Here is a 23,435-nt window from a genome sequence, read left to right as displayed (position 1 = left end):
CACTGCTCCGTCTTCTACTGGCTGTTCAGGGGTTTCACCGACTGCGGCACCACACGGGCACCGAAGTCGCGTTTCATGGACTGCACGAAGGGATCGTCCTCGATCGACTGCTCCGCCGCCGCCTGCGCCTCGTTGCGCGCCTGCGTGGCGCGCGCGGCCGGCGTGGCGGACGCCGCCGACTTGTCGATGTCGACAAAGCGCAGCTTGATGCGCTCGCCCAGCGCACCGCTGATGCGCTCTTCCATCTGGCTGACCATCGGCTCCACCGCCATGCTCATGTGCGCCGGCTGCAGCGCCAGCACCAGGGTATTGCCGTCGCGCTCGCGCAGCACCGCGTTCTGCGCCAGCACGCTGAACGGGCCGCGCAGGCCGGCCTGCTCGATCAGGCTTTCCCAGTGCGGCAGGCCATTGGCATCGCGCGACACGGCACGTGCGACGGGCGCGGCGTCCTCGCGGACCGCCGGTGCTGGCGCCGGCGCGACGCGCTGCGCCGAGGGCGCGGGCGGTGATGCCGCCCCGGCGCCGCGAACAGGCGCCGGGGCGGTGCGAGACGCGGGCGCCGCCCGCTCCGCCGCCGGATGTTCCGCCCCGTCGCCGGGCCGGAATGCCAGCATGCGCAGCAGCGCCATCTCGAAGCCGGTGCGCGCGTCGGGCGCCAGCGCGAGATCGCGGCGGCCGCCGATGGCGATCTGGTAGTAGAGCTGCACGTCCTCCGGCGCGATGCGCGCGGCCAGCGCGTGCTGGACCTCGCCGTCGGCGCCTTCCTCGTTGAGCCGATAGCCCGGGATCAGCTGGATGAGCTGCAGGCGGTGCAACACGCCGGCGAGATCGTCCAGCACGCCGCCGAAGTCCGGCGAGTACGAGGCGATCTGCGCACACCCGGCGAGCAGGCGCGCGCCGTCGCCGTCGGCCAGCGCGTCGAGCACGCCCAGCACCTGGCCGCGCGCCACGCTGCCCAGCATGGTGCGCACGTCGTCGGCATGCAGCGTGCCGCCGCCGTAGGCAATGGCCTGGTCGAGCAGCGACAGGCCGTCACGCAGCGAACCGTCGGCGCCGCGCGCCAGTTCCTCGATCGCGGCGTCCTCGTAGGCGATGTTCTCGGCGCCCAGGATGTGCCGCATCTGGCCGGCGATCTGCTCCGGCAACAGGCGCTTCAGGTTGAACTTCAGGCAGCGCGACAGCACCGTCACCGGCAGCTTCTGCGGGTCGGTGGTGGCGAGCAGGAACTTCACGTGCGGCGGCGGTTCCTCCAGCGTCTTCAGCAGCGCGTTGAACGCCGGCTTGGAGAGCATGTGCACCTCGTCCACCAGGTACACCTTGAAGCGGCCGCGCGACGGCGCGTACTGCGCGTTCTCGATCACCTCGCGCACGTCGTCCACGCCGGTGTTGCTGGCCGCGTCGATCTCCAGCAGGTCCACGAAGCGGCCCTCGTCCACCGCGGTGCAGACGGCGCACTCGCCGCAGGGATCGGCCGATTCGCCGCGCTCGCAGTTCAGCGACTTGGCGAAGATGCGCGCGATGGTGGTCTTGCCCACGCCGCGCGTACCGGTGAACAGGTAGGCGTGGTGCATGCGCCCGGTGTCCAGCGCGTTGGTGAGCGCGCGCACCACGTGTTCCTGCCCCACCAGTTCGGCGAACTTGCGCGGGCGCCATTTGCGGGCGAGGACTTGATAGGACATGCGCGGCTACCTTGGAGCGAATGTCGATTGTGCCAAGGTGGGGGCTACAAGTCAGTAAAGCGTGTCATTGACGCGAGCCCAGCCCCTCTCCCCAACCCTCTCCCCTGTAGGGAGAGGGAGCAAACGTGCCGGGTGGGTTCGCTTTTGCCGGCCATCGGCGAACGGATGGTTTCCGGCTCGAAGAAACGCTGACGCCAGATGGGCGGCGGCCCCGCCAGCCACACCCCGGCACCCGAATCATCCACTACCGTTGCTTCCTTCCGGACCTGGCGGGGTTTGCGGACTATCGTCGCGGGGGGACCGACGGGGCCACCATGGACGTCAAGCGATTACGCTTGCTGCTCTTGCTCTTGCGCCAGCTTCACGCTGTCGCAGCTTGTTCAGAAACTGGCGGAGAGGGCGGGATTCGAACCCGCGATACGGGGATAAGCCGTATACACACTTTCCAGGCGTGCTCCTTCAACCACTCGGACACCTCTCCGCATAAACCCTTTCGCACCACGACCACGGGCGGGATTGTTCGGCCCATCCTGGGCCTCACCCCTCGCCGCGCGAGGGGCCAGCCTGGCGGCTGTCCAAATTCGTTCCCGACGAATTTGTCGAACCCGCGATACGAGGGTAAGCCGTATACACACTTTCCAGGCGTGCTCCTTCAACCACTCGGACACCTCTCCGCACGCAAAACTCTTCCACCAGCCAAACCGCGGCAGGTGAAGAGGCGGAAGGATAGCCGCCACCACGGCCACTGACAAGGGATGGCAGCGCTCAACCGGCGTCCGCATGCGGTGCCAGCGGCGACGCCAGCGCGACGCGCTGCCCGGCCGCGGCGACCCGGTAGCCGCGCGCCGCCAGCGCCGCGCCATCGGCCTGGCTGCCGTAGTGGTACAGCAGCAGGCGCGCGCGCAGCGCCGCGTCGTACTCGCGCTCGATGTCGTCGATGCCGGTGTGCGACGGATTGCCGACGAGCCCGCAGTCGTGGATCACCAGTTCGCCACCGGCGTGCGACGCCAGCATCTCGGGAATCGGCCGGGTGTCGCCGGTGTAGATGAAGCTGCCGGCAAGCGCGAGGCCGAACGAGGTGTTGGGGCGGTGGTGACGGCTGGCGAACACGTCGAACCAGAGGCCATCGAGCCAGAAGCCCCGAGTGCACGGCACCAGCCGGAACGCTTCCCAGAAATTCACGCCGCCCTCGGCCAGCACGCCGGGGTAGTCGGCCACCCGCGTCTGCAGCCACGGCAGCAACGCCGCATGCGCGAACAGCCGCGTGGTGCCGCGCAGGTGCTCGTCGAACCACAGCTTGATGAACAGGCGCTCCAGCCCCGCCACGTGGTCCATGTGGGTGTGGGTGACGTAGAGCGCGGGCGGCAGCGCGCCGTAGGCGTCGAGGTAGCGGTCCAGCGTGTCCGGGCCGCAGTCGACCAGCAGCACCGGCACGCCGTCGCGCTCCAGCACCACCGCCGAGGAACCCAGTTCGCTGATCGCATGCGCTGCGCCGGTGCCGAGGAAGTGCAGATGCCAGTTCATGCGCTGAAGGTCCGTTCGTATCCGTAAAGCAGGGGCTGCCAGACATCGTGCTCGAACACGCCGATGTCGTGCCCCGGCCGGGAGAGCTTCACCAGCGAACGATGCAGCCGCCGCAGGTTGGCCAGCCGCCAGCCCTCGGCCGGCGCGCGCAGACGCCCGCGATCGAAATCGATCAGGTACAGCCCGGTGCCCGTCACCAGCACGTTGTGCGCGTTGAGGTCGGCGTGCCAGATCCCGGCGCGATGGAAACGCGCCACCAGCGCGCCCACTTCACGCGCCAGTTCGGCATCGAGCCGCCCGGCGGCGAGGCATTCGGCCAGGGTCTGCGCATCGGCGATGCGCCGGGTGACCAGGTCCGCCCGGTAGAACAGACCATGCCGGCGATAGCGTGCAGCCACCGGCGCCGGCCCTGGCAGGCCCAGTCGCGCAATCTCGGCCAGCAGGCGGAACTCGGCAACGCAACGCGAGGCATCGGCGCCGCGCCACAGGTAGCGATCGCCCATCAGCTTCGCCACCAGGCCGCCACGACGGTAGTGCCGCAGTACGCACTCGCCGACTGGAGTGGCGATCAGCTGCACGCCGCCGCGTCCGCCCGGCTGCGAGCGCAGCGCGCCGCGTTCGCGCCAGTAGTCCGGCGCGAACCAGTCGTCATCGACTTGTGGTGATGCCTCGGCGTCGAACAGAATCGCGCCATCGGCATCCATGTGCAGCTGTTCCCGCATCGATGCGGCCGTCCCTCACCCGATCAACTCCTGCGATTCTACATGCCCGTTCCCGCCTCGATTTGCCTGCTGCGTACCTCGGCCATCGGCGACGTCACCCACGTGGTGCCGCTGGCGCGCACGCTGCAGGCGGCATGGCCGCAAATCCGGCTCACCTGGATCGTGGGCAAGCTGGAACGCAGGCTGGTGGGCGACCTGCCCGGCGTGGAGTTCGTCACCTTCGACAAGGCGGCCGGCTGGGCCGGCATGCGCGAAGTGTGGGCGTCGCTGCGTGGCCAGCGCTTCGATGCACTTCTGCAGATGCAGGTGGCGCTACGCTCCAACCTGCTGAGCCTGGGCATCAGGGCGCATCGCCGCATCGGCTACGACGCGGCGCGCGCGAAGGATCTGCACGGCCTCGTGGTCAACGAGCGCATCCCCCCGCGCACGGGCGAACACGTGCTGGACGCCATCGGCAGCTTCGCCGAGCCGCTGGGCCTGAAGCAGACCGCAGTGCGCTGGGACATCCCGGTTCCCGACGAGGCGCAGGCCTGGGCCGCGGAACAACTGCCGGGCGACGCGTCCACGTTGCTGGTGAGCCCCACTTCCAGCCATGCGCTGCGCAACTGGCGACCGGAGCGCTATGCCGCGGTGATGGACCATGCCGCTTCGCGCGGCTGGCGCATCGCGCTGGTCGGCGGCCCCTCGCAGGGCGAACGCGCGATGGCCGATGCGGTGCTCGCCGCCTGCAGGCATGCGCCGCTCGACTTCACCGGCAAGGACACGCTGAAGAAATTGCTGGCATTGCTGGGCCGCGCGCAACTGCTGCTGACGCCCGATTCCGGCCCCATGCACATGGCGAACGCGGTGGGTACCAAGGTGCTGGGCCTGCATGCCGCCAGCAACCCGCACCGCTCCGGCCCCTACTCCGACCGCCGCTGGTGCGTGGACAAATACGACGAGGCCGCACGCCGCTTCCTCGGCAAGCCGGCCAGCGAGCTGGCCTGGGGCAGCAAGATCGAGAAGCCGGGCGTGATGGATTTGATCGGCGTCGACGACGTGGTCGAACGCTTCGAGGCGGCCGCACGCGAGCTTGGCCTGGCCTGAAAGCCCCTCTCCGCGCGGAGAGGGGCTGCGACATCAGACGGCGCGGTAGTCCTGGTAGGACTTCTCTTCCACCAGCTGCGAGCCCAGCTTCACGTTGATCTCGCGCTTCACCGCCGCGCGCTCGTCGTTGCGGAAGTACACCGAGCGCGCCAGCTCGATGAATTCGGCATCGAAGGCCTGCGCCTTTTCCTTGAGGCGGATCGCGTCCTCGATGTCCCACAGCGCCTCGTTCACCGCGAGCAGGCGCGCGCGTTCGTCGGCGATGTCGGCCTTCGAGGCGGGGTGCGCCGCCCAGGTGGCGTTGAGCAGGTCGAGCTCGGTGCGCACGTTGGCCAGCTTGGCGGGATCGCCGATGCGCTGCGACTTGATTTCGAGGATGGTGATCTTGTCGATCAGCTCGCCGTAGGACACCGGGGTCTGGATCAGGCTCATGTCGTACTCCAGGTTCAGTGGGCGTGGGCGGGATGGAAGACACCCCGGCGCACGAGTTCGCAGATGGTGCGCACGTCGCCGTCCAGCGCGCGGTCGCGGTGCAGGAAGTCGATGTGCTGGCGCAAGGCGGCATGGGCGCGGCGCACGTCGGCGCCGGCGTGGAAGTCGCTGCTGGCGGCCAGCGCCCCGGCCAGCTGCTGCGCCTCGGCGACGAACTGCTCGTGGTGCGGCTGGCCTTCGCGCGGTGCATTGGACACCTTCGCCGCCAGCGCCTGCCAGCCGCCGCGCTGGGCGAGGCGGCGCGCGGCGTTGAGCATCTCCTGGCGGTAGTCCAGCGCCTGCGCGGCGGTGTACAGCTCCAGCGCGATCACGTGGCCGAGGTCCTCGATCATCTCCAGCACGTGGCGCGCCTCGTTGGCGCCCATCGAGACGTGGTCCTCGGCGTTCGCGCTGGTCGGCACCGAATACACGCTGGCCGGATGCGCGCGGGTGGCGAGGTCATTGACCAGCGCCGCGGCGGTGTACTGCACGATCATGAAGCCGGAGTCGGTGCCGTCCTCGTTGCCGCTGAGGAAGGCCGGCAGGCCGTCGTTCGTCGCCGGGTCGACCAGCTTGTTGAGGCGGCGCTCGGAGATCGAGGCCAGCACCGGGATCGCCGCCTTCACGTAGCTCATCGCCAGCGCCAGCGGCATGCCGTGGAAGTGGCCGGCGGAGATCACCTGCTCCTCGATGAAGCGCGCACCTTCCGCATCCGGGAAGATCAGCGGGTTGTCGGTGACCGCGTTGAGCTCGATGTCGAACACGCGGCAGGCCTGCGCCCACGCGTCGCGCACGGCGCCGTGCACCTGCGGCATGCAGCGCAGGCAGTAGGCGTCCTGCGGCTGGTGTTTCTTGCCGCCCTTGAACGGCAGGAAGCGCGCGTAGAACGCCTCGCGGCCGTGGCGCTGGTTGGCCGGCACCCAGTCCCAGCCGATGTCGAAGCTGAGCGCCTGGTCGTCCGGCTCGCTCCATGCGTCGGCGGTCCACGGCTTGAAGCGCGGCACGAGGTGGTAGGGGATGTCGAGCAAGGTGGAACCTTGCAGCTGTTCGCGCACGTGCGCGGCCACCGCAACCTGGCCCGGATGCGGACGCAGTTCGTGCACCTCCGGGCGCAACGCGCCGCTGCGGCCGGCGAAGGCGTCCAGCGTCATCGAAGCGGCGAGGTCGGCGGCGTCGAGCAAGTGCTCCAGGTCGTGCAGCGCCAGCGTGCCGGTGGCCAGCATCTGCGCGGTGCCGTTGTTGAGCGCCAGCCCTTCCTTGAACGACAGGCGCACGGGCTCGAGGCCGGCACGCTGCAGCGCCTCGCCACCCGGCAGGCGCTCGCCTTGGTAGAACGCCTCGCCGCCACCCAGCAGCACGATGGCCAGGTGCGAGAGCGGCGCGAGGTCGCCGCTGGCGCCCACCGAGCCCTTCTCCGGCACCACCGGCACCACGCCGGCATTGAGCATCGCGGCCAGCGCCTCCAGCGTGGTCACGCGGATGCCGGAGTGCCCGCGCATCAGCGTGTTGATGCGGATGACGAGCATCGCGCGCACCACGTCCGCACCGAACGGTTTGCCCACGCACACGGCATGGGTGGTGATCAGGTTGTGCTGCAGTTCTTCCAGCAGCGTGCCTTCCGGCACCCCGGTGCGGCTGCCCGGCAATTCGTCGCGCACACGGTGCGCGCCCAGCAGCTTGTCGGCGTTGCTGCCGAAGCCGGTGGTGACGCCGTAGGTCGGCTCGCCGCAATTGACCTTGTCGGCGAGGAAATCCGCCGCGCGCCGCACGCGCTCCAGCTGTTTCGCGTCCAGCGCCACCTTGGCGCCGTCGCGCGCCACCGCCACCAGCTGCGCCCGCGTCAGGCTGCCGCCGTCGAGAAGAATGGTTTTGCTCACAAGTGCTCCAACAGGTTGATGCAACGGCTGCCGCATCCGGCGGCGCGACGGCGGCGACCTCAGCCCATCGCCGCGGCCTGCTCCAGCTCCACCCGCAGCGTCTTGACCAGTTCGGCGCGCGCCACTTCGAACTGGTCGCCGCGGCGCAGATCCTTCACGGTGACCACGCCCTTCGCCAGCTCGTCCTCGCCGAGCACCACGGCGAAGCGGATGCCGGCGCGGTCGGCGTACTTGAACTGCTTGCCCAGCTTGCCGCCCTCCAGCACCACTTCGGTGGCGATGCCGGCGCTGCGCAGTTCGCCGGCCAGCGCGAGGTAGGCCGGCAGCTGCGCCTCGTCCATCTGCGTGACCAGCACGTCCACCGTGCTCTGCGCGGTCGCGACCAGGCCGGCCTCGCGCAGCTGCCAGTACAGCCGGCTGAGGCCGATGGAGATGCCCACGCCGGGCAGGTGCGACTTGGTGTACTGGCCGGCGAGGTTCTCGTAGCGGCCGCCCGAACAGATGGAGCCGATCTGCGGGTGCTCGTTGAGCGTGGTCTCGTAGACAGTGCCGGTGTAGTAGTCGAGGCCGCGCGCGATCGACAGGTTGAGCGCGTAATGCGTCTCCGGCACGCCGAACGCGTGGATCAGTCCCAGCACTTCCTTCAGTTCGGCGCGGCCCTGCTCCAGCGCCTCGGGGCCGGCGCCCAGCGCGTCGAGCTTGTCGAACGCGTCCTGCAGCGAGGTCGAGCGCACCTGCACGAAGGCGAGGATCTTGTCCACCGCCTCGGGCGAAAGACCGAAGCCATCGCCAACGAGCGTGTCGCGCACGTGGCCGGCGCCGCGCTTGTCGAGCTTGTCCACCTCGCGCAGCACCAGCATCTGCTGCTCGGCATCGGCCACGCCCAGGCTCTCGAAATAGCCGCGCATCAGTTTGCGGTTGTTGAGCTGGATGGTGAACGGGCCAATCGCCAGTTCGCGGAACACGCTGTAGATCACCGCCGGCAGCTCGGCGTCGTAGCGGATCGACAGGCTGTCCTTGCCGATCACGTCGATGTCGCACTGGTAGAACTCGCGGAAGCGGCCGCGCTGCGCGCGCTCGCCGCGGTACACGCGCTGCATCTGGTAGCGGCGGAACGGGAAGCTCAGCTCGCGCTCGTGCTCGGCCACGTAGCGCGCCAGCGGCACGGTGAGGTCGAAGCGCAACGCCAGATCCGGGGTTGGGAATGCAAGTTCGTGCATCCTGCGCGCAAGGGATTCCGCCGAGTCTTCAGCCCTGGAGTCAAAGGCCAAAGCCGCCATCTTCCGCACGACCTCATCCTCTGTACTTTCCAGCGAGCCGGTGGACTGCACGAAATACACCTGCCGCTCGGTCTCGCCGCCGGTCTTGGTCAGCAGCACGTCAGCGTATTCGATCGCCGGGGTCTCCACCGGCAGGAAGCCGAAGCGCTCGTAGTTGCGGCGGATCGTGTCGAGCATGCGCTGGAACGCGATCTGGTCGAGCGGCAGCAGCTCGAGCACGCCGGGCATGGTGCGGGCCGGGGTAAGCGCCATGGAAACCTCTGTGAACGGAGATGGACGCACCGCCGGCAAATCGCCGCGCGGCGGCAGCCGCCAAGGTTAACAGATGGCCCGCCTCGTCCGCGGCGCCCGGAAAGACGCGCAAGGGAACCTGTTGCCAAGCCCGCCGGCCGTCGCTAGGATATGCGGCTCCCGCGGGGTGTAGCTCAGCCTGGTAGAGCGCTACGTTCGGGACGTAGAAGTCGCAGGTTCAAATCCTGTCTCCCCGACCAAGATCCAAACTCCCGGATCCACGGATCCCAGGAACAGAAGAGCCGCCCTTCCGGGCGGCTTTCTTGTTTTCCGGACAGCGCGCGCGGATCGCCCCTGGAACGAAGCCGGCATCAGGACTTCGAGGCCGCCGCATTCGGCATCAGGCCGAAACGCAGCATCACCAGCTGTCCGTTCACGCCGCAGGCGGCTTCGGCGCCAAGCTGTCCCTTGTCGAACTGCAACGGAACCAGCACGACGACGTAGCCCTGCGTCACCTGTCCCTGGCTCGCGCCGCCGATCGACTTGGCGTTGCCGTACTGCTTCGTCAGGTTTCCCCAGGCCTCCTGCAGCTTGTCGCTTGCCGGCTTGTGCGCGGGGTCGAACGACTGCATCGCACCATCGAAGTCTCCCTTGTTCATGGCGGTGATCGCCCTGTTCGCCGCGCCACCGCAACTCGTCGTCTGCGCAGCCGAGGCCGGTGTCGACCGCGGTGCCTGCTGGGGTTTCTGCTGCTGCAGCTCCTGCCGGTGCATCTCCTGCTGCTGCAGCTCCTGTTGCTGCTGCATTTCCTGCTGAGGCATCTGCTGCGGGGTTTGCTGCCCGGGAGCCGTCTGGGCCTGGGCGGCACCGAAGGCCATCAACATGGCCGGAAGGATGAAAGGGATCGCCTGTTTCATGTCGTCTCCTCCTCGTGGGGATGGGAGCGCGACGGCAAGCGTGTCAGTCAGGGGGCGCATCGACCGAGGCGCGGTGCCGGCGATGAAGCGGCCAGGGCCGTCGCGGAGGGAGCGCCGTCTGCGCGGCGCCTCACCATCCTCGTGAGCCCGGATGTCCCTGTCAAACCGCGCGCTCGTGATCATTCAGCAAGGTGAGCTTCCGGTGTTCAATCGATCACGGGTTCGCCCCGTGACGATCAGGACGGCCAGGCGGCCCGGCGGGTCGAAGCAGCTGGTGGCTACCCTGCGTGCCCATGGCGCCTGCTCCGCATCGCGAATCCGGCCGGGACCGTCTTTGCCGTTTCCGCCGACGGATGCTTCAACGACAACGGCCGCCCATGAGGCGGCCGTTGTCGTTTCGGATTTGCGGCACGGGATCGACCGATCGACATCACCGCCGGGGCGTTCTCCCTCAGCCGTCCGACGCCGCGGCACAGTGGTCGTTCGGGCAGGCGAAATCCACCTCCGCACCACGCCCCACCATCAACGGAATGTTGGCGCGCGTATCGACGGTCTTGCCGTCCTTCTCCAACGACACCGTATAAGTCGACATGGGCAGGTTGCCCAGGTTGTAGCGTCCTTTGGCATCGACGGTGACACGGCGATGCAGGCCGGTGCTGCTTTGCGCGAACACGGTTTCGCCGGCCGGCGCCTGCCCGAAGATGTGTGCCGTCGTGCCTTGCGCGCCGGCGGACAGCGGCAGCATGCCGCCCGTCGCCACCATTCCGGCGACCACTGCCAGCCGGGACATCACGCGCGCGGTCCGGGTGACGCGCAGGCTGTGCCTGGCGTGCTCGATGTTCCTCATGTTCCCCTCCCTAGACATCCAGTGAATGGGAGCCCGCCTGCAACGGTGGACTGGGCATCCCGGTTCCCGCCCCACCGGCCATGCCGGTTCCTGCTCACCCTCGGGCGGTTCTGCAACCTAGCGGCATGCGGCGGCTTTTCACAAGTGGAGCAGGTCAGGCGCGCTCAGCCCGCCGCGCCCAGCGCCGCCAGCCGGTCCAGCTCGGCCTCGACGAAGCCCGCCTCCAGCCGGGCAGGCCGGTTGAATGGGCCGCGCAGGCTGACGCCGAGGTGGTCGCGCAGCAGGCCAAAGAAGTGCTCGAAGGGGTCGACGCCGTCGCGTTCGCAGCACCAGCGATACCAGCGCGTGCCGGCGGCCACGTGGGCGACTTCCTCGCGCAGGATCACCTCCAGCACGGCGATGGTGCGTTCGTCGCCCGCATGGCGCAGGCGCTCGATCATGCCGGGCGTCACATCCAGTCCGCGCGCCTCCAGCACGCGCGGCACCAGCGCCATGCGTGCGGTGTCGGAATGCGCGGTCTTCTCGGCCATCTCCCACAGGCCGTTGTGCGCATCGAAGTCGCCGTAGACATGGCCGAGTTCCGCCAGCCGCGCGGACAGCAGCGCGAAGTGGCGCGCCTCGTCGTGGGCGCAACGGGTCCAGTCGCGGTAGTAGTCGCCGGGCATGCCGCGGAAGCGGTACACCGCATCCCAGGCGAGGTTGATCGCGTTGAACTCGATGTGCGCCACCGCGTGCACCAGCGCGGCGCGGCCTTCGGCGCTGCCGAGGCCACGCTGCGGCACCTGGCGGGCGCTCACCAGTTGCGGCCTGGCGGGGCGCCCCGGAGCGCCGATGGGCTCGGGCGGCGAAGCGGCACCGTCGGGACGCAATTCGCCCGATTGCAGCGCGGCCCAGGCGGCATGGGTGAGGCGGAGTTTTTCCGCCGGGTCGGTGGCATCGAGGCAGGCCTTGGCGGCGGCGTGAAGGTCGGTCATGGGGCTTGTCGCAAGATTGACCCCTCTCCCCGGAGGGGAGAGGGGGAAAAGCCCTGCGGCATCACGCGCTGCGGCGCGCGGCCTTGGCGTCGTCCGAGCGCAGCATCTCGATCTGTTCGAGGTAGTGGCGATCGAGGCCGGTGATGTATTCGCCGTTGAAGCAGGAGGCGTCGAAATGCTTCAGCGCCTCGTTGCCGTCCTGCACCGCCCACACCAGGTCCTTGAGCTCCTGGTAGATCAGCCAGTCGGCACCCAGCATCTGCTGCACCTCGGCCTCGGTCTTGCCGGCGGCCACCAGCTCGGTGGCCGAGGGCATGTCGATGCCGTACACGTTGGGGTAGCGCACCGGCGGCGCGGCGGAGGCGAAGTACACGTTCTTTGCGCCGGCGTCGCGCGCCATCTGGATGATCTGCCGCGAGGTGGTGCCGCGCACGATGGAGTCGTCCACCAGCAGCACGTTCTTCCTGCGGAACTCCAGATCGATCGCATTGAGCTTGCGGCGCACCGATTTCACGCGGTCTCCCTGCCCCGGCATGATGAAGGTGCGGCCCACGTAGCGGTTCTTGACGAAACCCTCGCGGAACGGCACGCCCAGCGCCTCGGCCAACGCGCTGGCGGCGGTGCGCGCGGTGTCGGGAATCGGGATCACCGCGTCGATGCCGTGGTCCGGTCGCTCGCGCAGGATCTTCTCGGCCAGCTTCTGGCCCATGCGCAGGCGCGCCTTGTACACCGACACGTTCTCGATCATCGAGTCGGGCCGCGCCAGGTACACGTATTCGAAGATGCACGGCGCATGCACCGCGCCATCCGCACAGTGGCGCGTGTGCAGCTGGCCGTCGTCGGTGATGAACACCGCCTCGCCGGGAGCCAGGTCGCGCAGGCGCTTGAAGCCGAGCACGTCGAACGCCACCGACTCGGACGCTACCGCGTACTCGCGCCCTTCCGGGGTGACGCGCTCGCCCAGCACCAGCGGCCGGATGCCGTGCGGATCGCGGAACGCCAGCAGGCCGTAGCCCAGCACCAGCGCGAGGCAGGCATAGCCGCCGCGCGCCCGCGCATGCACGCCGGCCACGGCCTTGAAGATGTGGTCGGGCGTCAGCGCCATGCGCTCCTGGATCTGCAGCTCGTGCGCCAGCACGTTCAGCAGCACCTCGGAATCCGAATCGGTGTTGATGTGGCGGCGGTCGTCCTCGAACATCTCCTTGCGCAGCGCCTCGGTGTTCACCAGGTTGCCGTTGTGCGCGAAGGCGATGCCGTAGGGCGAGTTGACGTAGAACGGCTGCGCCTCGTCGGCGCCCTCCGAACCCGCCGTCGGGTAGCGGCAGTGGCCGATGCCGATGCGGCCGCGCAGGCGGCTCATCGAGGTCTGGTTGAAGACGTCGCGCACCAGGCCGTTGCCCTTGTGCAGGCGCAGCCGCGCACCTTCCACCGTGGCGATGCCGGCCGCGTCCTGGCCGCGGTGCTGCAGCACCGTCAGGCCGTCGTAAAGCGCCGATGCCACTTCGGTGGTACCGACGATGCCGATGATTCCGCACATGATGGATAGCCTGCTACGGGTGATTCGAGGGAGAGACGGTGGCGGCCGGCGCGGGTGCCGCGCCAGGCGTGGAGATGGTGGCCGGCAGCTGCCTGCGCAATGCCTCGGGCAGGGCCGCGGGATCGAGCTTGCCCTTCAGCGCGCCCGACAGCGCCGACGGATCCAGGTGCTTGCGCAAGGAGTCCGACACCGCCGCGGGGCGGAAATGCTCGCGCACGCCCGGCGGCACCTGCTGGCCCAGCCAGATCGTGGCGTTCTGGAACGGCGGCAGCAGCATGGACTGTCGCCACGGCTGCGCGCGGGTGAACTCGGTGAACTGGCACAGGAACACCAGCACGCACACCAGCAGCACACCGCGCGCCAGCCCGAACACCATGCCTAGCAGGCGGTCCGTGCCCGACAGGCCGGTGCTCACCAGCAGCCGCTGCACGAGGAAACGCAGCAGCGCGCCCAGCACCAGCACCAGCACGAAACACAGCGCGTAGCCGGCGACCACGCGCAGCGTGGGCAGGGTGATCATGTGCAGCCGCTCGGATACCGCCGGCCCGAGCAGCCAGGCCACCCAGAACGCGGCGATCCAGATCACCAGCGCCAGCACCTCGGACACCAGGCCACGCCACAGCCCGACCAGCACCGACAGGCCCAGCACACCGAGTATCGTGTAGTCGATCCAGTTCATGCCCGGGCCTGTACCGATGCGGCGCTCAGGGGACGCCGACCACGTTGCCGCCGATGCCGAACTTCGCCTTGATCTGGTCGCGCACGCGCTCGGCGTCGACGCGCCGCGTCTGCGGTCCGGCCCGCACCCGCCACAGCTTCTTGCCGCCCACGCTCACCGTGTCCACGAAGCCGTCGAAACCGCCCGCACGCAGCTTGTCGCGCAAGGCATTCGCTTCGGCCTCGTTGCCGAGCGCGGCCAGCTGCACCGCGTAGCCGCCAGCGCGCGGAGCGGCAGCCGCGGCAGGCGGCGCAGCAGCCGTGGCGGTTGCCTTGGCGGGAGCCGTGGCGATATTGGAGTCGGCGTGGCCCAGCCCCTCCACCAGCTTCGCCGGCACGCCGGGGATCGACTGGGTGATCTTCAGCCGCGCCGCCTCGGCGGTGGTGCGCGAATCGAACGGACCGGCGGTCACCAGCGTGAGCTGCTTGCCGGCCTGGGTGATGACGCGGGTGAGCACCGGATAGCCGAGGCCGCGCACGCGGCGCACCAGTCGATCCACGCTGCCCGCGTTGGCGTAGGCGCTGAGGTTGAGCACGTACAGCGCATGGTCCGCCGAGGCGCCCGCCGCGCGCGGCGTGGCCACCGGCGCCGCAGGCGGCGCGGCGGCCGGAACCGGGGATACCTTCGCGGGCGTCCTGGTCGCCGGCGGCGTGGCGGCGGCGCTGCCCTGCAGCGGGATCACCGGCTGCGAGGGCGAGGCGCCGGAGCCCATCACCGGCCCGGTCGGCTGCGCCTTGGGTGCGGCGGCGTCGGTGCCGACATCGGTGGGGCGGCGCGAGGCGATGTCCACGGTGGCAAGCTGGTTTCCCTGCCCCGGCGCCACCGTTGCGGCGGCAGTACCGGCGGCGGCCGGCGTCGGTACGGCGGTGGTACCGGCGTTCGCCGGTGCCCCAGGGCTCAGGCTCATGGTACGGGTCTGCAGGTTGCTGTCCTGCGCAGGCGGAATCGCCAGGCTCACCGACTGGTCGCCCGCCGTGGCCGGCGGCGGATTGCTGGAGAAGAACATCGGCACGAAGATGACGAGCAGGGCTATCAGGACGAAGGCCCCCAGCAGACGTGTTTTCAAGAGTTCGCTCCGAGGCGGCCGGCACGGCCCGCGGTCCGGTGATTATACCTGCCCCGCTCCACGCACCGCCCGCGGCTCGGGCGCCCGTTCAAAATCTCCACGCAGCCTGCGGAGAAATGGATCGCACGCTTAGCTGCCGCGTTCAGCCATGACCGCCGCCGCCACGAAGAACGAGCCGAACGCGAGGATGCGTTCGCCCGGCTGCGCCGCCGCGCGCGCCGCCGCCAGCGCAGCGGTCACGTCGGCGTGCCGGTCGGCCTTCGCCAGCGGCAGGGTCTGCCGCAGCACCCCCGCCAGCGCCTCCGCCGCGAGGCCGCGCGGGCTGGCGCCGTCCAGGCCCGCGAGGTGCCAGTGCGCGATGCGCGCGCCCAGCGCGGCGACCACGCCGGCCACGTCCTTGTCCGCCAGCGCGCCGTACACCGCGTGGGTGCGCGCCGGCACTTGAGCGTCCAGCCACGCGGCCAGGGCGCGCGCGGCCTGCGGGTTGTGGCCCACGTCCACGACCAGCGGCGGATCGCCGCCCAGCGATTGCAGGCGCGCGGCCACGTGCGCATGGCGCAGGCCGCTACAGACCGCGGCGTAGCTGTCCTGTGGCGCCAGCAGACCGCCTTCGATCCAAAGCGCGTGCAGCGCGGCGATCGCCGCGGCGGCGTTGGCGTACTGCACCGGCGCAGCCAGCGCGGGTGCCGGCAGCTCCATCGCGGTGCCGTCGCGGTGGCACCAGCGCCAGCCGCCGGCGTGCCGCTCGACAAAGAAGTCCACGCCGGCCCGCTCGACCCGCGCGCCGGCGGCAGCCAGCGCATCGAGCAGGCCTTGCGGCGGATCGGGTTCGCCGACGATTGCCGGACGCCCGGCACGGGCGATGCCGGCCTTCTCGCGACCGATGCTGTCGCGGTCCGGGCCCAGCCATTCCATGTGGTCAAGGTCCACGGTGGTGATCACGGCCACGTCGGCGTCGACGATGTTCACCGCGTCCAGCCGTCCGCCCAGGCCTACCTCCAGCACCGCCAGGTCGAGATCCGCCCGTGCGAACAGGTCCAGCGCCGCCAGCGTGCCGTATTCGAAATAGGTCAGCGGCGTGTCGCCGCGCGCGACCTCGATGCGCTCGAAGCTGGCCACCAGCGCCGCGTCATCCGCGTCGCGGCCGTCGATGCGCACGCGCTCGTTGTAGGCAAGCAAGTGCGGCGAGGTGAACGCGCCCACGCGCAGGCCCGCTCCCTGCGCCATCGCCTCCAGCAGCGCCACGGTGGAACCCTTGCCGTTGGTGCCGCCCACGGTGACGACCCGCCGCGCCGGTGCCGGCGCGCCCATCCGCTGCCACACGCCGCGCACGCGCTCCAGGCCCAGCTCGATGCTGCGCGGGTGGACGTGTTCCTGGTAGGCCAGCCATTCGGCGAGGGTGCGGGACATGCTCGGGATTTCGCGTACTACGGGAGGCGCGCAGCTTAGAGCTTCCCCGACCGCTCCGCACGGAGTGGCGCCCTCAGCCGAAGGGATGGATGTGGCTGTAGTGCAGCGCCATGTACATGCCGAACAGGGTCCAGAACGCCTTCTTCAGCGCGCGTGCCGAGAGCAGCACGACCAGGATGCCCAGCAGCAGCGGCAGGTGCTTCTCCAGCGTGCCGCGCGGGTCGTTGACGGTGTTCATGGCCATCTCCTCAAAACGCCAGCGGATGGATGACCGCGTGCAGCGACCAGGCCAGGCCGAATGCGATGGAGGCGCTGGAAAACAGCACCAGCAGCAGCGGGGCCAGGCGGTCCATGGCGATGCGAACCAGGGCAATCGTGTTCATGGAACATCTCCTACGACCCGTGATCGGGTGCGGGGGAGATGCTCCTCCGATGGCGCGGCGCGCGGCAGCGGCGTCCGTCAAGCATCGCCGGTGACAGTCGTCACAGGGGAACGCGGCGCAGCCTCAAGGCGTTGCTCACCACCGACACCGAGCTCAGGCTCATCGCCAGCGCCGCGATCATCGGCGAGAGCACGATGCCGAACGCGGGATACAGCACGCCCGCCGCCAGCGGCACGCCGATGCCGTTGTAGACGAACGCGAAGAACAGGTTCTGGCGGATGTTGCGCACGGTGGCCTGCGACAGCGTGCGGGCGCGCAGTATCGCGCCCAGATCCCCCTTCACCAAGGTGACCTGCGCACTCTCCATCGCCACGTCGCTGCCGTTGCCCATCGCGATGCCCACGTCGGCGGCGGCCAGCGCGGGCGCGTCGTTGACGCCGTCGCCGGCCATCGCCACCTTGCGTCCTTCGCCGCGCAGCGCGTTCACCGCCGCCGCCTTGTCGGCGGGCGAGACTTCCGCGTGCACCTCGTCGATGCCCAGCCTGCCGGCCACGGCCCGCGCGGTGGTGGCGTTGTCGCCGGTGAGCATCACCACGCGCAGGCCCGCCGACCTGAGCGCCGCCACGATCCGCGGGACCTCCGGCTTGACGCGGTCGGCCACCGCCAGCAGGGCGGCGACCGCGCCGTCGACGGCGAGGTGCATCACCGTGGCGCCCTGCCCGCGCAAGGCATCGGCGCGCGCGTTCGTTGCATCGTCGGTCACGATGCCCAGCTCCTGCAGCAGCTTCGCGTTGCCCAGCGCCACCGTGGCGCCTTCCACCGTGGCCACCACGCCGCGGCCGGCAAGCGCACGGAATCCCGTCGCCGCGAGCGCAGCCACGTCTTCGGCATCGGCGGCGTCGACGATGGCGCGCGCCAGCGGATGCTCGCTGGGGCGCTCCAGCGCGGCAGCCAGCGCCAGCAGGCGTTCGCGCGGCTGACCGCCCAGCGCCACCAGCTCGGTGAGCGCGGGCCGGCCTTCGGTGAGCGTGCCGGTCTTGTCCACCACCAGGGTGTCGATGTCCTGCAGCGCCTCGATCGCGGCGGCGTCCTTGAACAGCACGCCATGCTGCGCGCCACGCCCGCTGGCCACCATGATCGAGATCGGCGTGGCCAGGCCCAGCGCACAGGGGCAGGCGATGATCAGCACCGACACCGCGGCGATCAGCGCGTGCGCCAGCTGCGGCGATGGCCCGAGCAGCGCCCAGGCCGCGAAGGCCAGCGCGGCCACCGCGGCCACCGCCGGCACGAACCACGCCGCCACCCGGTCGGCCACGCGCTGCAACGGTGCCTTGCTGCGCTGCGCCTGCGCCACCAGGGCCACGATCTGCGCCAGCAGGGTTTCACCACCCACCTTCTCCGCGCGCATCACCAGCGCGCCGTCGCGGTTCAGGGTGCCGCCGGCCAGCCGCTCGCCCTTGCCCTTGGCCACCGGCATAGGTTCGCCGGTCAGCATGGATTCGTCGACGTGGCTCGTCCCCTCCAGCACCACGCCGTCCACCGGCACCTTCTCGCCGGGACGCACGCGCAGCATATCGCCGACCTGCACCTCGTCCAGCGGCACGTCGGTCTCGCTGCCGCCGGCAATGCGCCGCGCGGTTTTCGGCGCCAGCCCCAGCATTGCCTTCAGCGCCGAGCCGGTGCGCCGGCGCGCGCGCAATTCGAGGAAATCGCCCAGCGTCACCAGGGTCACGATCACCGCCGCCGACTCGAAATACACGCCGACGCGGCCATCCATGTCGCGGAAGCCCGCCGGGAAGACGCCGGGCAGCAGGAAGGCCACCGCGCTGTACGCCCAGGCCACGCCGGTACCCAGGGCGATCAGGGTGTACATGTTCGGCGACCACGGCTTGAGCGAACGCCAGCCGCGCGCAAAGAACGGCGCACCGCCCCACAGCACGACCACGCTGGACAACACCGCCTCGGCCCAGCCGGCGATGCCACCCCACGGCGCCGGCAGGTGCCAGCCGACCAGGTGCGGCCCCATCGCCAGCAGGAGCACCGGCAGGCTCAGCGCGCAAAGCGTCCAGAAGCGGCGCGTCATCGCGCGCAGCTCGCCGCCGTCGTCCTCGTCCAGCGCGGGCATCATCGGCTCCAGCGCCATGCCGCATTTCGGGCACTCGCCGGGACCCACCTGCTGCACCTCGGGGTGCATCGGGCAGGTGTAGATCGTGCCGGCGGGCGCCGGCGGTAGGGGCTGGCGTTTGCCCAGGTACGCCTCAGGATCGGCCACGAACTTCCCGCGGCAGCGCGCCGAGCAGAAGTGATAGGCATGGCCGGCATGCTCGGCGTGGTGCGCGGTGGCTTGCGGATCCACCGTCATGCCACAGACCGGGTCCTTCGCCATGCGGGCCTGCTGTGCGTGGTCATGATGCCCGTGGCCGTGATCGCCCTGCATCGCCGTCTGCACCGGCTGTGCCGACGATGCAGCCTTCAATCCGCAGCAGCCGCCTGCCCCCCCCTGCCCGCCAGCCTGGTAGCGCGCCGGCTCGGCGTCGAACTTCGCCTTGCAGCCGGCGCAGCAGAAATACACGTCGCGGCCTTCGTGCATGCTGCGGTGCTGCGCGCTGGACGGGTCCACCTTCATCCCGCACACCGGATCGCGCACCGCGGCATCCATGCCGACTGACGCCGGCGCGCAGCAGCTGCCCTGGCCACTCATCAGCGCACCTCCTCGTCGCTCAGCGCGCGCAGGATCGGGCACTCCTCCGGTTTGCCGTGGCCGGGGCACGAGGCCACCAGCTGCGCCAGCCCATCGCGAACGCGCTGCAGCTCGGCGATGCGCTGCTCGATCGCCGCCAGCCGCTGCTGCGCACGCTGCTTCACCGCCTTCACCCCGCGCTGGCGATCCGCCGACAGCGCCAGCAGCTCGCGGATTTCCTCCAGCGTGAAACCGAGATCCTTGGCGCGACGGATGAAGCGCAACTGCGCGATGGTGCCCTCGTCGTAGCTGCGGTAGCCGGAGGCGCGCCGCAGCGGCTCGGGCAACAGGCCTTCGCGCTCGTAGTAGCGGATGGTGTCGATGGCCACGCCGACGCGCTTGGCGACGGCACCGATGGTGAGGGAAGCGGCATGCGTGTTCATGGGCAGAGTCTAGACCCTTGATCAAGGTCAAGAGTCAAGCGCCACGCCACGTCCGGCCACCGCCGGCGGGATCAGGCCGACACCCTGTGCAGGGCGCGCCGCATCCGCAGCAGCGCCGCCGTGATCTCCGCGGCGTCGATCACCCCGTAGCCGAAGGTCACCGCCGGTTCCACGCGGCGCGTCATGGCGTAGTCCGCGATGGCCTCCGCGCCGGGCGCGTGGCGCAACACCTCCGGCATCAACCGCGCCGCCGCCGCGGGATCGCGCAGGCGCGCGGCCAGGTGCAGGCCGGCCTCGGACGGGATCGGCTCCAGCCATTCGCCGAGTTCGCGGTGCAGCCCTTCCAGCAGGACCTGGCGCCGCCCGGCGTAGATTGGCCGCATGTGGCGCACGTGGCGTGCGAGGTGGCCGTCGCGGATGAAGGCGGCCAGCGCTGACTGGGTGACGATGTCGCAGTGCGAATCGCAGCAGTGCTTGACCATCGCCAGGCCGTCGCGCGCCCACGCCGGCGCCACCACGAAACCCTTGCGCAACGCCGGGAACAGGCTCTTGGAGAAAGTGCCCACGTAGAACACCCGGCCCTCGCGGTCCAGCGTCTGCAGCGCGTCCAGCGGGCGACCGCCGAAGCGGAACTCGCCGTCGTAGTCGTCTTCCACCACCACCGCGCCGCGGCGGCGGGCGAAGTCGAGCAGTTCGGCGCGCCGGCGCAGTGACATCGCCACGCCGGTGGGCGACTGGTGCGAAGGCGTGACGCCGACGATGCGCACGTCGTCCGGCAGCCGGTCCACGCGCAGGCCTTCGTCGTCCACCGGCACCGGCACCAGTTGCGCGCCGGCGGCGGCGAAAGCCGCTCGCACCGGCGGGTAGCCGGGTTCCTCCACCGCTACCCGGGTCTGCCCCGGCGTGACCAGCAGGCGCGCGATCAGGTCGAAGGCCTGCTGCGCGCCGGAGGTGACGATCACGTCGTCCGCCACGCAGCCCACCGCGCGGGCGAACGCCACGTGCTGCGCGATCGCTTCGCGCAGCGCCGCGATGCCATGCGACGGCGGGTAGGCGAACGGCTCGCGCGCGATCCGGCGCAACTCGCGAGCCATCAGCCGCCGCCAGATGTCGTGCGGGAAATGGCGGTGGTCGGGAATGCCGAGCCGGAAGTTCTGCGGCGGCAGCGCGCGCGGCGGCGAGGGGCGCAGGAACGGCGTGCGCCAGGCCGGCGCGAAGCGCGCGGCCGCGCCAGCCGTCATGGCCTGCCGCGGCCCGGGCGTGAGCGGCCGCCGCGCGAACCGGGCCACCCGCGGCCGCGCTCCGGGATGCGGCACCAGGTAGCCCTCGGCGACCAGCAGGTCGTAGGCGGCGACCACCGTGTTGCGCGCCACGCCCAGCGCCTCGGCCACCCTGCGCGTCGCGGGCAGCGGCGCATCGATCGGCAGGCGTCCGTCGAGGATCGCCGCACGCAGTTGCCCGTGCAGCGCACGGGCCCGCTCGCCGCGGTCGCGCGGCACGGTCACCGGGAACGGAAAAACTGGCTCCATGACATTCCACAGAAATGGTTCAATCAAGGGTCCAGATTACTCCTAGAGTGACCGCCGGAACGATGTCCCGCGCCACGGAGCCCGAACATGACAATGTCGATCTGCGAGACCTGCGGCACCCAGTACCCGGACACGCCCGCGCACTGTCCCATGTGCGAGGACGAGCGCCAGTACGTCGGCGCCCTGGGCCAGACCTGGACCACCCACGACGCGCTGAAGACCACGCACACGCTGCGGCTGGAAGACGACGACGGCCTGCTCGGCATCGGCCTGTCGCCCGCCTTCGCGATCAACCAGCGCGCGCTGCACGTGCCCACCGGCGCCGTCAACATCCTGTGGGAGTGCCTCAGCCTGGTCACCGACGACGCCGTCGCCGCACTGAAATCGCGCGGCGGGGTCGACCTGATCGCGATCTCGCATCCGCACTTCTACGCCTCGATGGTGGAATGGAGCGAAGCACTAGGCGGGGTGCCGATCCTGCTGCACGAGGCGGACCGCGAGTGGGTGCGCCGCCCGTCGCCCGCCATCCGGTTCTGGCGCGGCGACAGCCACCGCCTGTCCGACGCGGTGACCCTGATCCGCAGCGGCGGCCACTTCCCCGGCAGCACCGTGCTGCACTGGAAGGACGGCCTGCGCCCCGGCGGCGCGCTGCTGGCGGGCGACGCGCCGCAGGTGGCGCGCAACCGGCGCCGCGTGTCCTTCATGCGCAGCTACCCTAACTTCCTGCCGATGCCCACCTCGGAGATACGCGCCATGCAGGCGCGCCTGGCCGGCTGCGCATTCGAGGACGTGTACGGCTACACCTGGGGCCGCAACATCATCGGCGGCGGCCGCGCGGCGGTGGACGCCTCGTTCGAATACCACCTGGCGGCCGCGGTCGCCTGACTCCCTCCATTACCGGAACATCGGCCATGCACCGTCTGCCCCCGTCCCTGCACGATTACCTGCCCGCACGCTTCAGCACCGCCGCCGACCGGCCCTGGGTGCCCTCCACCACGCCGGGCAAATCCGCCAGCCCGCTGCGCTTCCTCCCCGACGACCGCGGCTTCGTGGAACTGCTGCGCATGGAACCCGGCGTGGTGATGCCGCTGCACCGCCACACCGGCGAGATCCACGCCTACAACCTCACCGGCACGCGCAAGCTGTGCACCGGCGAACTGATCGGCCCCGGCGACTATGTCTACGAGCCGCCGGGCAACGTCGACTGGTGGAAAGTGGTGGGCGACGAGCCGATGCTGGCGCTGGTGGTCGTGATGGGCACGGTCGAGTTCCTCGGCCCCGGCGGCGTGGTGACGTTCCGCGCCTCGGCCGGCACCCAGCGCGCGGACTACGAACGCCACTGCCGCGAACACGGGCTGCCGATGCTGGATCTGCTCGGCTGATCGCGCGTGGCGGGACGCGGCGCGCTTCCGCCCGCCGCCCGGTGGCGGCCTGCCTACACCGGCAACGCCGTGGTCTTCTTCACCGTGCGCAGCGCCAGTGTGGATTGCACGCGCACCACGCCGGGCAGCTGGGTGAGGATGTCGGTATGGATGCGCTCGAAGTCCGCGGCATCGGCATAGGCCACGCGCACCATGTAGTCGGCGCTGCCGGCGAGCAGGCAGCACTCGGTGACTTCAGGATGGCGCTGGATCGCCGCCTCGAACGCGTCGAGCGCGGCGCGCCCCTGCTGGTCGAGCGTCACCAGCACGAAGGCGGTGCCCGGCAGCCCCACCGCCTTTTCGTCGAGCAGCATCACGTAGCGCGAGATCAGCCCGCGCTCCTCCAGCAGCTTCACCCTGCGCAGGCAGGCCGAGGGCGAGAGGTTGATCTGCTGGGCCAGTTCCAGGTTGCTGAGGCGCCCGTCCTGCTGCAGCAGCTGAAGGATGGCGCGATCGCGCTCGTCGAGGGCCGGATCGGGGCGAGGCATGAAATTCAGTCTCTGACGCAGTTCATCGTGGGAAATTCTACAACACAGCTGAAACCGAGCCAGAATTGGCGAGAAATTGCGCAACACTGCGATCATACTGCCGCACCACCGGCACGCGTCGCGGCCGGCCCGCCACTCCACATCCCAGCGAG

The 23,435-nt window shown here is 70.2% G+C and carries 22 protein-coding genes, 2 tRNA genes and 1 other RNA gene; 4 read left to right on the top strand and 21 right to left on the bottom strand.

Features of this window, described 5'->3' with window-relative positions; all coding sequences use genetic code 11:
- Nucleotides 1-14 precede the first annotated feature (14 nt).
- The 5 genes from dnaX to ACQGNW_RS01010 form a co-directional block, all read right to left on the bottom strand.
- Entirely contained in the window at nt 15-1,679 is a 1,665-nt protein-coding gene (dnaX, locus tag ACQGNW_RS01030) for a DNA polymerase III subunit gamma/tau (RefSeq protein ID WP_426661203.1), read from the bottom strand.
- Nucleotides 1,680-1,888: 209 nt separating this feature from the next.
- Nucleotides 1,889-1,985: signal recognition particle sRNA small type (gene ffs / locus ACQGNW_RS01025), an RNA gene on the bottom strand.
- A gap of 82 nt (nt 1,986-2,067) precedes the next feature.
- A tRNA-Ser gene (locus ACQGNW_RS01020) sits at nt 2,068-2,160 on the bottom strand.
- A gap of 284 nt (nt 2,161-2,444) precedes the next feature.
- On the bottom strand, nt 2,445-3,203 hold the full coding sequence (locus tag ACQGNW_RS01015; RefSeq protein WP_426661202.1) for an MBL fold metallo-hydrolase: 759 nt from the start codon (nt 3,201-3,203) through the stop codon (nt 2,445-2,447).
- Nucleotides 3,200-3,907, bottom strand: coding sequence for a 3-deoxy-D-manno-octulosonic acid kinase (locus tag ACQGNW_RS01010; RefSeq protein WP_426661201.1), 708 nt, complete (start codon nt 3,905-3,907; stop codon nt 3,200-3,202). Before ACQGNW_RS01010 ends, ACQGNW_RS01015 begins: the two co-directional genes overlap by 4 nt.
- A 60-nt stretch (nt 3,908-3,967) precedes the next feature.
- Between ACQGNW_RS01010 and ACQGNW_RS01005 the strand changes: the two genes are divergently transcribed.
- A complete protein-coding gene (locus tag ACQGNW_RS01005; protein WP_426661200.1) occupies nt 3,968-5,011 on the top strand; it encodes a glycosyltransferase family 9 protein in 1,044 nt (347 codons plus the stop codon).
- Nucleotides 5,012-5,044: 33 nt separating this feature from the next.
- Here the strand turns inward: ACQGNW_RS01005 and ACQGNW_RS01000 are convergent, their stop codons facing one another.
- The 3 genes from ACQGNW_RS01000 to hisS are packed head-to-tail and all read right to left on the bottom strand — an operon-like array spanning nt 5,045 to nt 8,891.
- Nucleotides 5,045-5,443 (bottom strand): DUF6165 family protein, encoded by a 399-nt coding sequence (locus ACQGNW_RS01000; RefSeq protein WP_426661199.1) that lies wholly within the window; start codon nt 5,441-5,443, stop codon nt 5,045-5,047.
- Between the two features lie 14 nt (nt 5,444-5,457).
- Nucleotides 5,458-7,395, bottom strand: a complete 1,938-nt coding sequence (locus ACQGNW_RS00995) for an HAL/PAL/TAL family ammonia-lyase (RefSeq protein WP_426661198.1) — start codon at nt 7,393-7,395, stop codon at nt 5,458-5,460.
- 23 nt (nt 7,396-7,418) lie between these two features.
- Entirely contained in the window at nt 7,419-8,891 is a 1,473-nt protein-coding gene (hisS, locus tag ACQGNW_RS00990; RefSeq protein WP_426661197.1) for a histidine--tRNA ligase, read from the bottom strand.
- 162 nt (nt 8,892-9,053) lie between these two features.
- On the opposite strand from hisS, the gene ACQGNW_RS00985 reads away from it, so the two are divergent.
- Nucleotides 9,054-9,130: transfer RNA gene (locus ACQGNW_RS00985), tRNA-Pro, on the top strand.
- Nucleotides 9,131-9,241: 111 nt separating this feature from the next.
- On the opposite strand, the gene ACQGNW_RS00980 is transcribed toward ACQGNW_RS00985, so the two are convergent.
- From ACQGNW_RS00980 to pdxR, 12 genes are all read right to left on the bottom strand, one after another.
- A complete protein-coding gene (locus tag ACQGNW_RS00980) occupies nt 9,242-9,787 on the bottom strand; it encodes a DUF3887 domain-containing protein (protein ID WP_426661196.1) in 546 nt (181 codons plus the stop codon).
- A gap of 451 nt (nt 9,788-10,238) precedes the next feature.
- The gene (locus ACQGNW_RS00975) at nt 10,239-10,634 is read right to left on the bottom strand and encodes a carboxypeptidase-like regulatory domain-containing protein (protein WP_426661195.1); all 396 of its coding nucleotides are present in this window, start codon (nt 10,632-10,634) and stop codon (nt 10,239-10,241) included.
- Between the two features lie 164 nt (nt 10,635-10,798).
- On the bottom strand, nt 10,799-11,608 hold the full coding sequence (locus tag ACQGNW_RS00970) for a ferritin-like domain-containing protein (protein WP_426661194.1): 810 nt from the start codon (nt 11,606-11,608) through the stop codon (nt 10,799-10,801).
- A gap of 61 nt (nt 11,609-11,669) precedes the next feature.
- Nucleotides 11,670-13,145, bottom strand: a complete 1,476-nt coding sequence (gene purF, locus ACQGNW_RS00965; protein ID WP_426661193.1) for an amidophosphoribosyltransferase — start codon at nt 13,143-13,145, stop codon at nt 11,670-11,672.
- Nucleotides 13,146-13,158: 13 nt separating this feature from the next.
- Entirely contained in the window at nt 13,159-13,824 is a 666-nt protein-coding gene (locus tag ACQGNW_RS00960; RefSeq protein ID WP_426661191.1) for a CvpA family protein, read from the bottom strand.
- 25 nt (nt 13,825-13,849) lie between these two features.
- Complete coding sequence (locus tag ACQGNW_RS00955; RefSeq protein ID WP_426661190.1) at nt 13,850-14,929, bottom strand: SPOR domain-containing protein; 1,080 nt, start codon at nt 14,927-14,929, stop codon at nt 13,850-13,852.
- 129 nt (nt 14,930-15,058) lie between these two features.
- Nucleotides 15,059-16,348 (bottom strand): bifunctional tetrahydrofolate synthase/dihydrofolate synthase, encoded by a 1,290-nt coding sequence (gene folC, locus ACQGNW_RS00950; RefSeq protein WP_426661352.1) that lies wholly within the window; start codon nt 16,346-16,348, stop codon nt 15,059-15,061.
- Between the two features lie 64 nt (nt 16,349-16,412).
- On the bottom strand, nt 16,413-16,577 hold the full coding sequence (locus ACQGNW_RS00945) for a hypothetical protein (RefSeq protein ID WP_426661189.1): 165 nt from the start codon (nt 16,575-16,577) through the stop codon (nt 16,413-16,415).
- Nucleotides 16,578-16,587: 10 nt separating this feature from the next.
- Nucleotides 16,588-16,722 (bottom strand): hypothetical protein, encoded by a 135-nt coding sequence (locus ACQGNW_RS00940; RefSeq protein WP_426661188.1) that lies wholly within the window; start codon nt 16,720-16,722, stop codon nt 16,588-16,590.
- Between the two features lie 100 nt (nt 16,723-16,822).
- Nucleotides 16,823-19,423, bottom strand: a complete 2,601-nt coding sequence (locus ACQGNW_RS00935) for a heavy metal translocating P-type ATPase (RefSeq protein ID WP_426661187.1) — start codon at nt 19,421-19,423, stop codon at nt 16,823-16,825.
- On the bottom strand, nt 19,423-19,845 hold the full coding sequence (locus ACQGNW_RS00930; RefSeq protein ID WP_426661186.1) for a MerR family transcriptional regulator: 423 nt from the start codon (nt 19,843-19,845) through the stop codon (nt 19,423-19,425). The genes ACQGNW_RS00935 and ACQGNW_RS00930 overlap by 1 nt, the downstream gene beginning before the upstream one ends.
- 71 nt (nt 19,846-19,916) lie before the next feature.
- Nucleotides 19,917-21,374: a MocR-like pyridoxine biosynthesis transcription factor PdxR gene (gene pdxR, locus ACQGNW_RS00925; RefSeq protein ID WP_426661185.1), complete on the bottom strand. Its 1,458-nt coding sequence runs from the start codon at nt 21,372-21,374 to the stop codon at nt 19,917-19,919.
- Nucleotides 21,375-21,461: 87 nt separating this feature from the next.
- Between pdxR and ACQGNW_RS00920 the strand changes: the two genes are divergently transcribed.
- Both ACQGNW_RS00920 and ACQGNW_RS00915 read left to right on the top strand, forming a co-directional pair.
- Nucleotides 21,462-22,259 (top strand): MBL fold metallo-hydrolase, encoded by a 798-nt coding sequence (locus tag ACQGNW_RS00920; RefSeq protein WP_426661184.1) that lies wholly within the window; start codon nt 21,462-21,464, stop codon nt 22,257-22,259.
- Nucleotides 22,260-22,285: 26 nt separating this feature from the next.
- A complete protein-coding gene (locus tag ACQGNW_RS00915) occupies nt 22,286-22,756 on the top strand; it encodes a cupin domain-containing protein (protein ID WP_426661183.1) in 471 nt (156 codons plus the stop codon).
- A gap of 53 nt (nt 22,757-22,809) precedes the next feature.
- Here the strand turns inward: ACQGNW_RS00915 and ACQGNW_RS00910 are convergent, their stop codons facing one another.
- On the bottom strand, nt 22,810-23,283 hold the full coding sequence (locus ACQGNW_RS00910; protein ID WP_426661182.1) for an Lrp/AsnC family transcriptional regulator: 474 nt from the start codon (nt 23,281-23,283) through the stop codon (nt 22,810-22,812).
- Between the last annotated feature and the right edge of the window lie 152 nt (nt 23,284-23,435).

Source organism: Rhodanobacter aciditrophus (assembly GCF_050026795.1).
Lineage (GTDB): Bacteria > Pseudomonadota > Gammaproteobacteria > Xanthomonadales > Rhodanobacteraceae > Rhodanobacter_A.
Note: the sequence above shows the minus strand (reverse complement) of the source record. Positions and strands in the feature narration are given on the sequence as shown.

Bases quoted from the DNA above. Each gene is read 5' to 3' on its own strand.
- ACQGNW_RS00935 (WP_426661187.1), bottom strand. From the start codon at position 19,423: ATGAGTGGCCAGGGCAGCTGCTGCGCGCCGGCGTCAGTCGGCATGGAT.
- ACQGNW_RS00945 (WP_426661189.1), bottom strand. From the start codon at position 16,577: ATGAACACCGTCAACGACCCGCGCGGCACGCTGGAGAAGCACCTGCCG.
- ACQGNW_RS01005 (WP_426661200.1), top strand. From the start codon at position 3,968: ATGCCCGTTCCCGCCTCGATTTGCCTGCTGCGTACCTCGGCCATCGGC.
- ACQGNW_RS00915 (WP_426661183.1), top strand. From the start codon at position 22,286: ATGCACCGTCTGCCCCCGTCCCTGCACGATTACCTGCCCGCACGCTTC.
- purF (WP_426661193.1), bottom strand. From the start codon at position 13,145: ATGTGCGGAATCATCGGCATCGTCGGTACCACCGAAGTGGCATCGGCG.
- ACQGNW_RS00920 (WP_426661184.1), top strand. From the start codon at position 21,462: ATGACAATGTCGATCTGCGAGACCTGCGGCACCCAGTACCCGGACACG.
- ACQGNW_RS01010 (WP_426661201.1), bottom strand. From the start codon at position 3,907: ATGGATGCCGATGGCGCGATTCTGTTCGACGCCGAGGCATCACCACAA.
- ACQGNW_RS00910 (WP_426661182.1), bottom strand. From the start codon at position 23,283: ATGCCTCGCCCCGATCCGGCCCTCGACGAGCGCGATCGCGCCATCCTT.
- ACQGNW_RS01015 (WP_426661202.1), bottom strand. From the start codon at position 3,203: ATGAACTGGCATCTGCACTTCCTCGGCACCGGCGCAGCGCATGCGATC.
- ACQGNW_RS00940 (WP_426661188.1), bottom strand. From the start codon at position 16,722: ATGAACACGATTGCCCTGGTTCGCATCGCCATGGACCGCCTGGCCCCG.
- ACQGNW_RS00980 (WP_426661196.1), bottom strand. From the start codon at position 9,787: ATGAAACAGGCGATCCCTTTCATCCTTCCGGCCATGTTGATGGCCTTC.
- ACQGNW_RS00975 (WP_426661195.1), bottom strand. From the start codon at position 10,634: ATGAGGAACATCGAGCACGCCAGGCACAGCCTGCGCGTCACCCGGACC.
- pdxR (WP_426661185.1), bottom strand. From the start codon at position 21,374: ATGGAGCCAGTTTTTCCGTTCCCGGTGACCGTGCCGCGCGACCGCGGC.
- hisS (WP_426661197.1), bottom strand. From the start codon at position 8,891: ATGGCGCTTACCCCGGCCCGCACCATGCCCGGCGTGCTCGAGCTGCTG.
- ACQGNW_RS00960 (WP_426661191.1), bottom strand. From the start codon at position 13,824: ATGAACTGGATCGACTACACGATACTCGGTGTGCTGGGCCTGTCGGTG.
- ACQGNW_RS00970 (WP_426661194.1), bottom strand. From the start codon at position 11,608: ATGACCGACCTTCACGCCGCCGCCAAGGCCTGCCTCGATGCCACCGAC.
- ACQGNW_RS00930 (WP_426661186.1), bottom strand. From the start codon at position 19,845: ATGAACACGCATGCCGCTTCCCTCACCATCGGTGCCGTCGCCAAGCGC.
- ACQGNW_RS00995 (WP_426661198.1), bottom strand. From the start codon at position 7,395: ATGCGGCAGCCGTTGCATCAACCTGTTGGAGCACTTGTGAGCAAAACC.
- dnaX (WP_426661203.1), bottom strand. From the start codon at position 1,679: ATGTCCTATCAAGTCCTCGCCCGCAAATGGCGCCCGCGCAAGTTCGCC.
- ACQGNW_RS01000 (WP_426661199.1), bottom strand. From the start codon at position 5,443: ATGAGCCTGATCCAGACCCCGGTGTCCTACGGCGAGCTGATCGACAAG.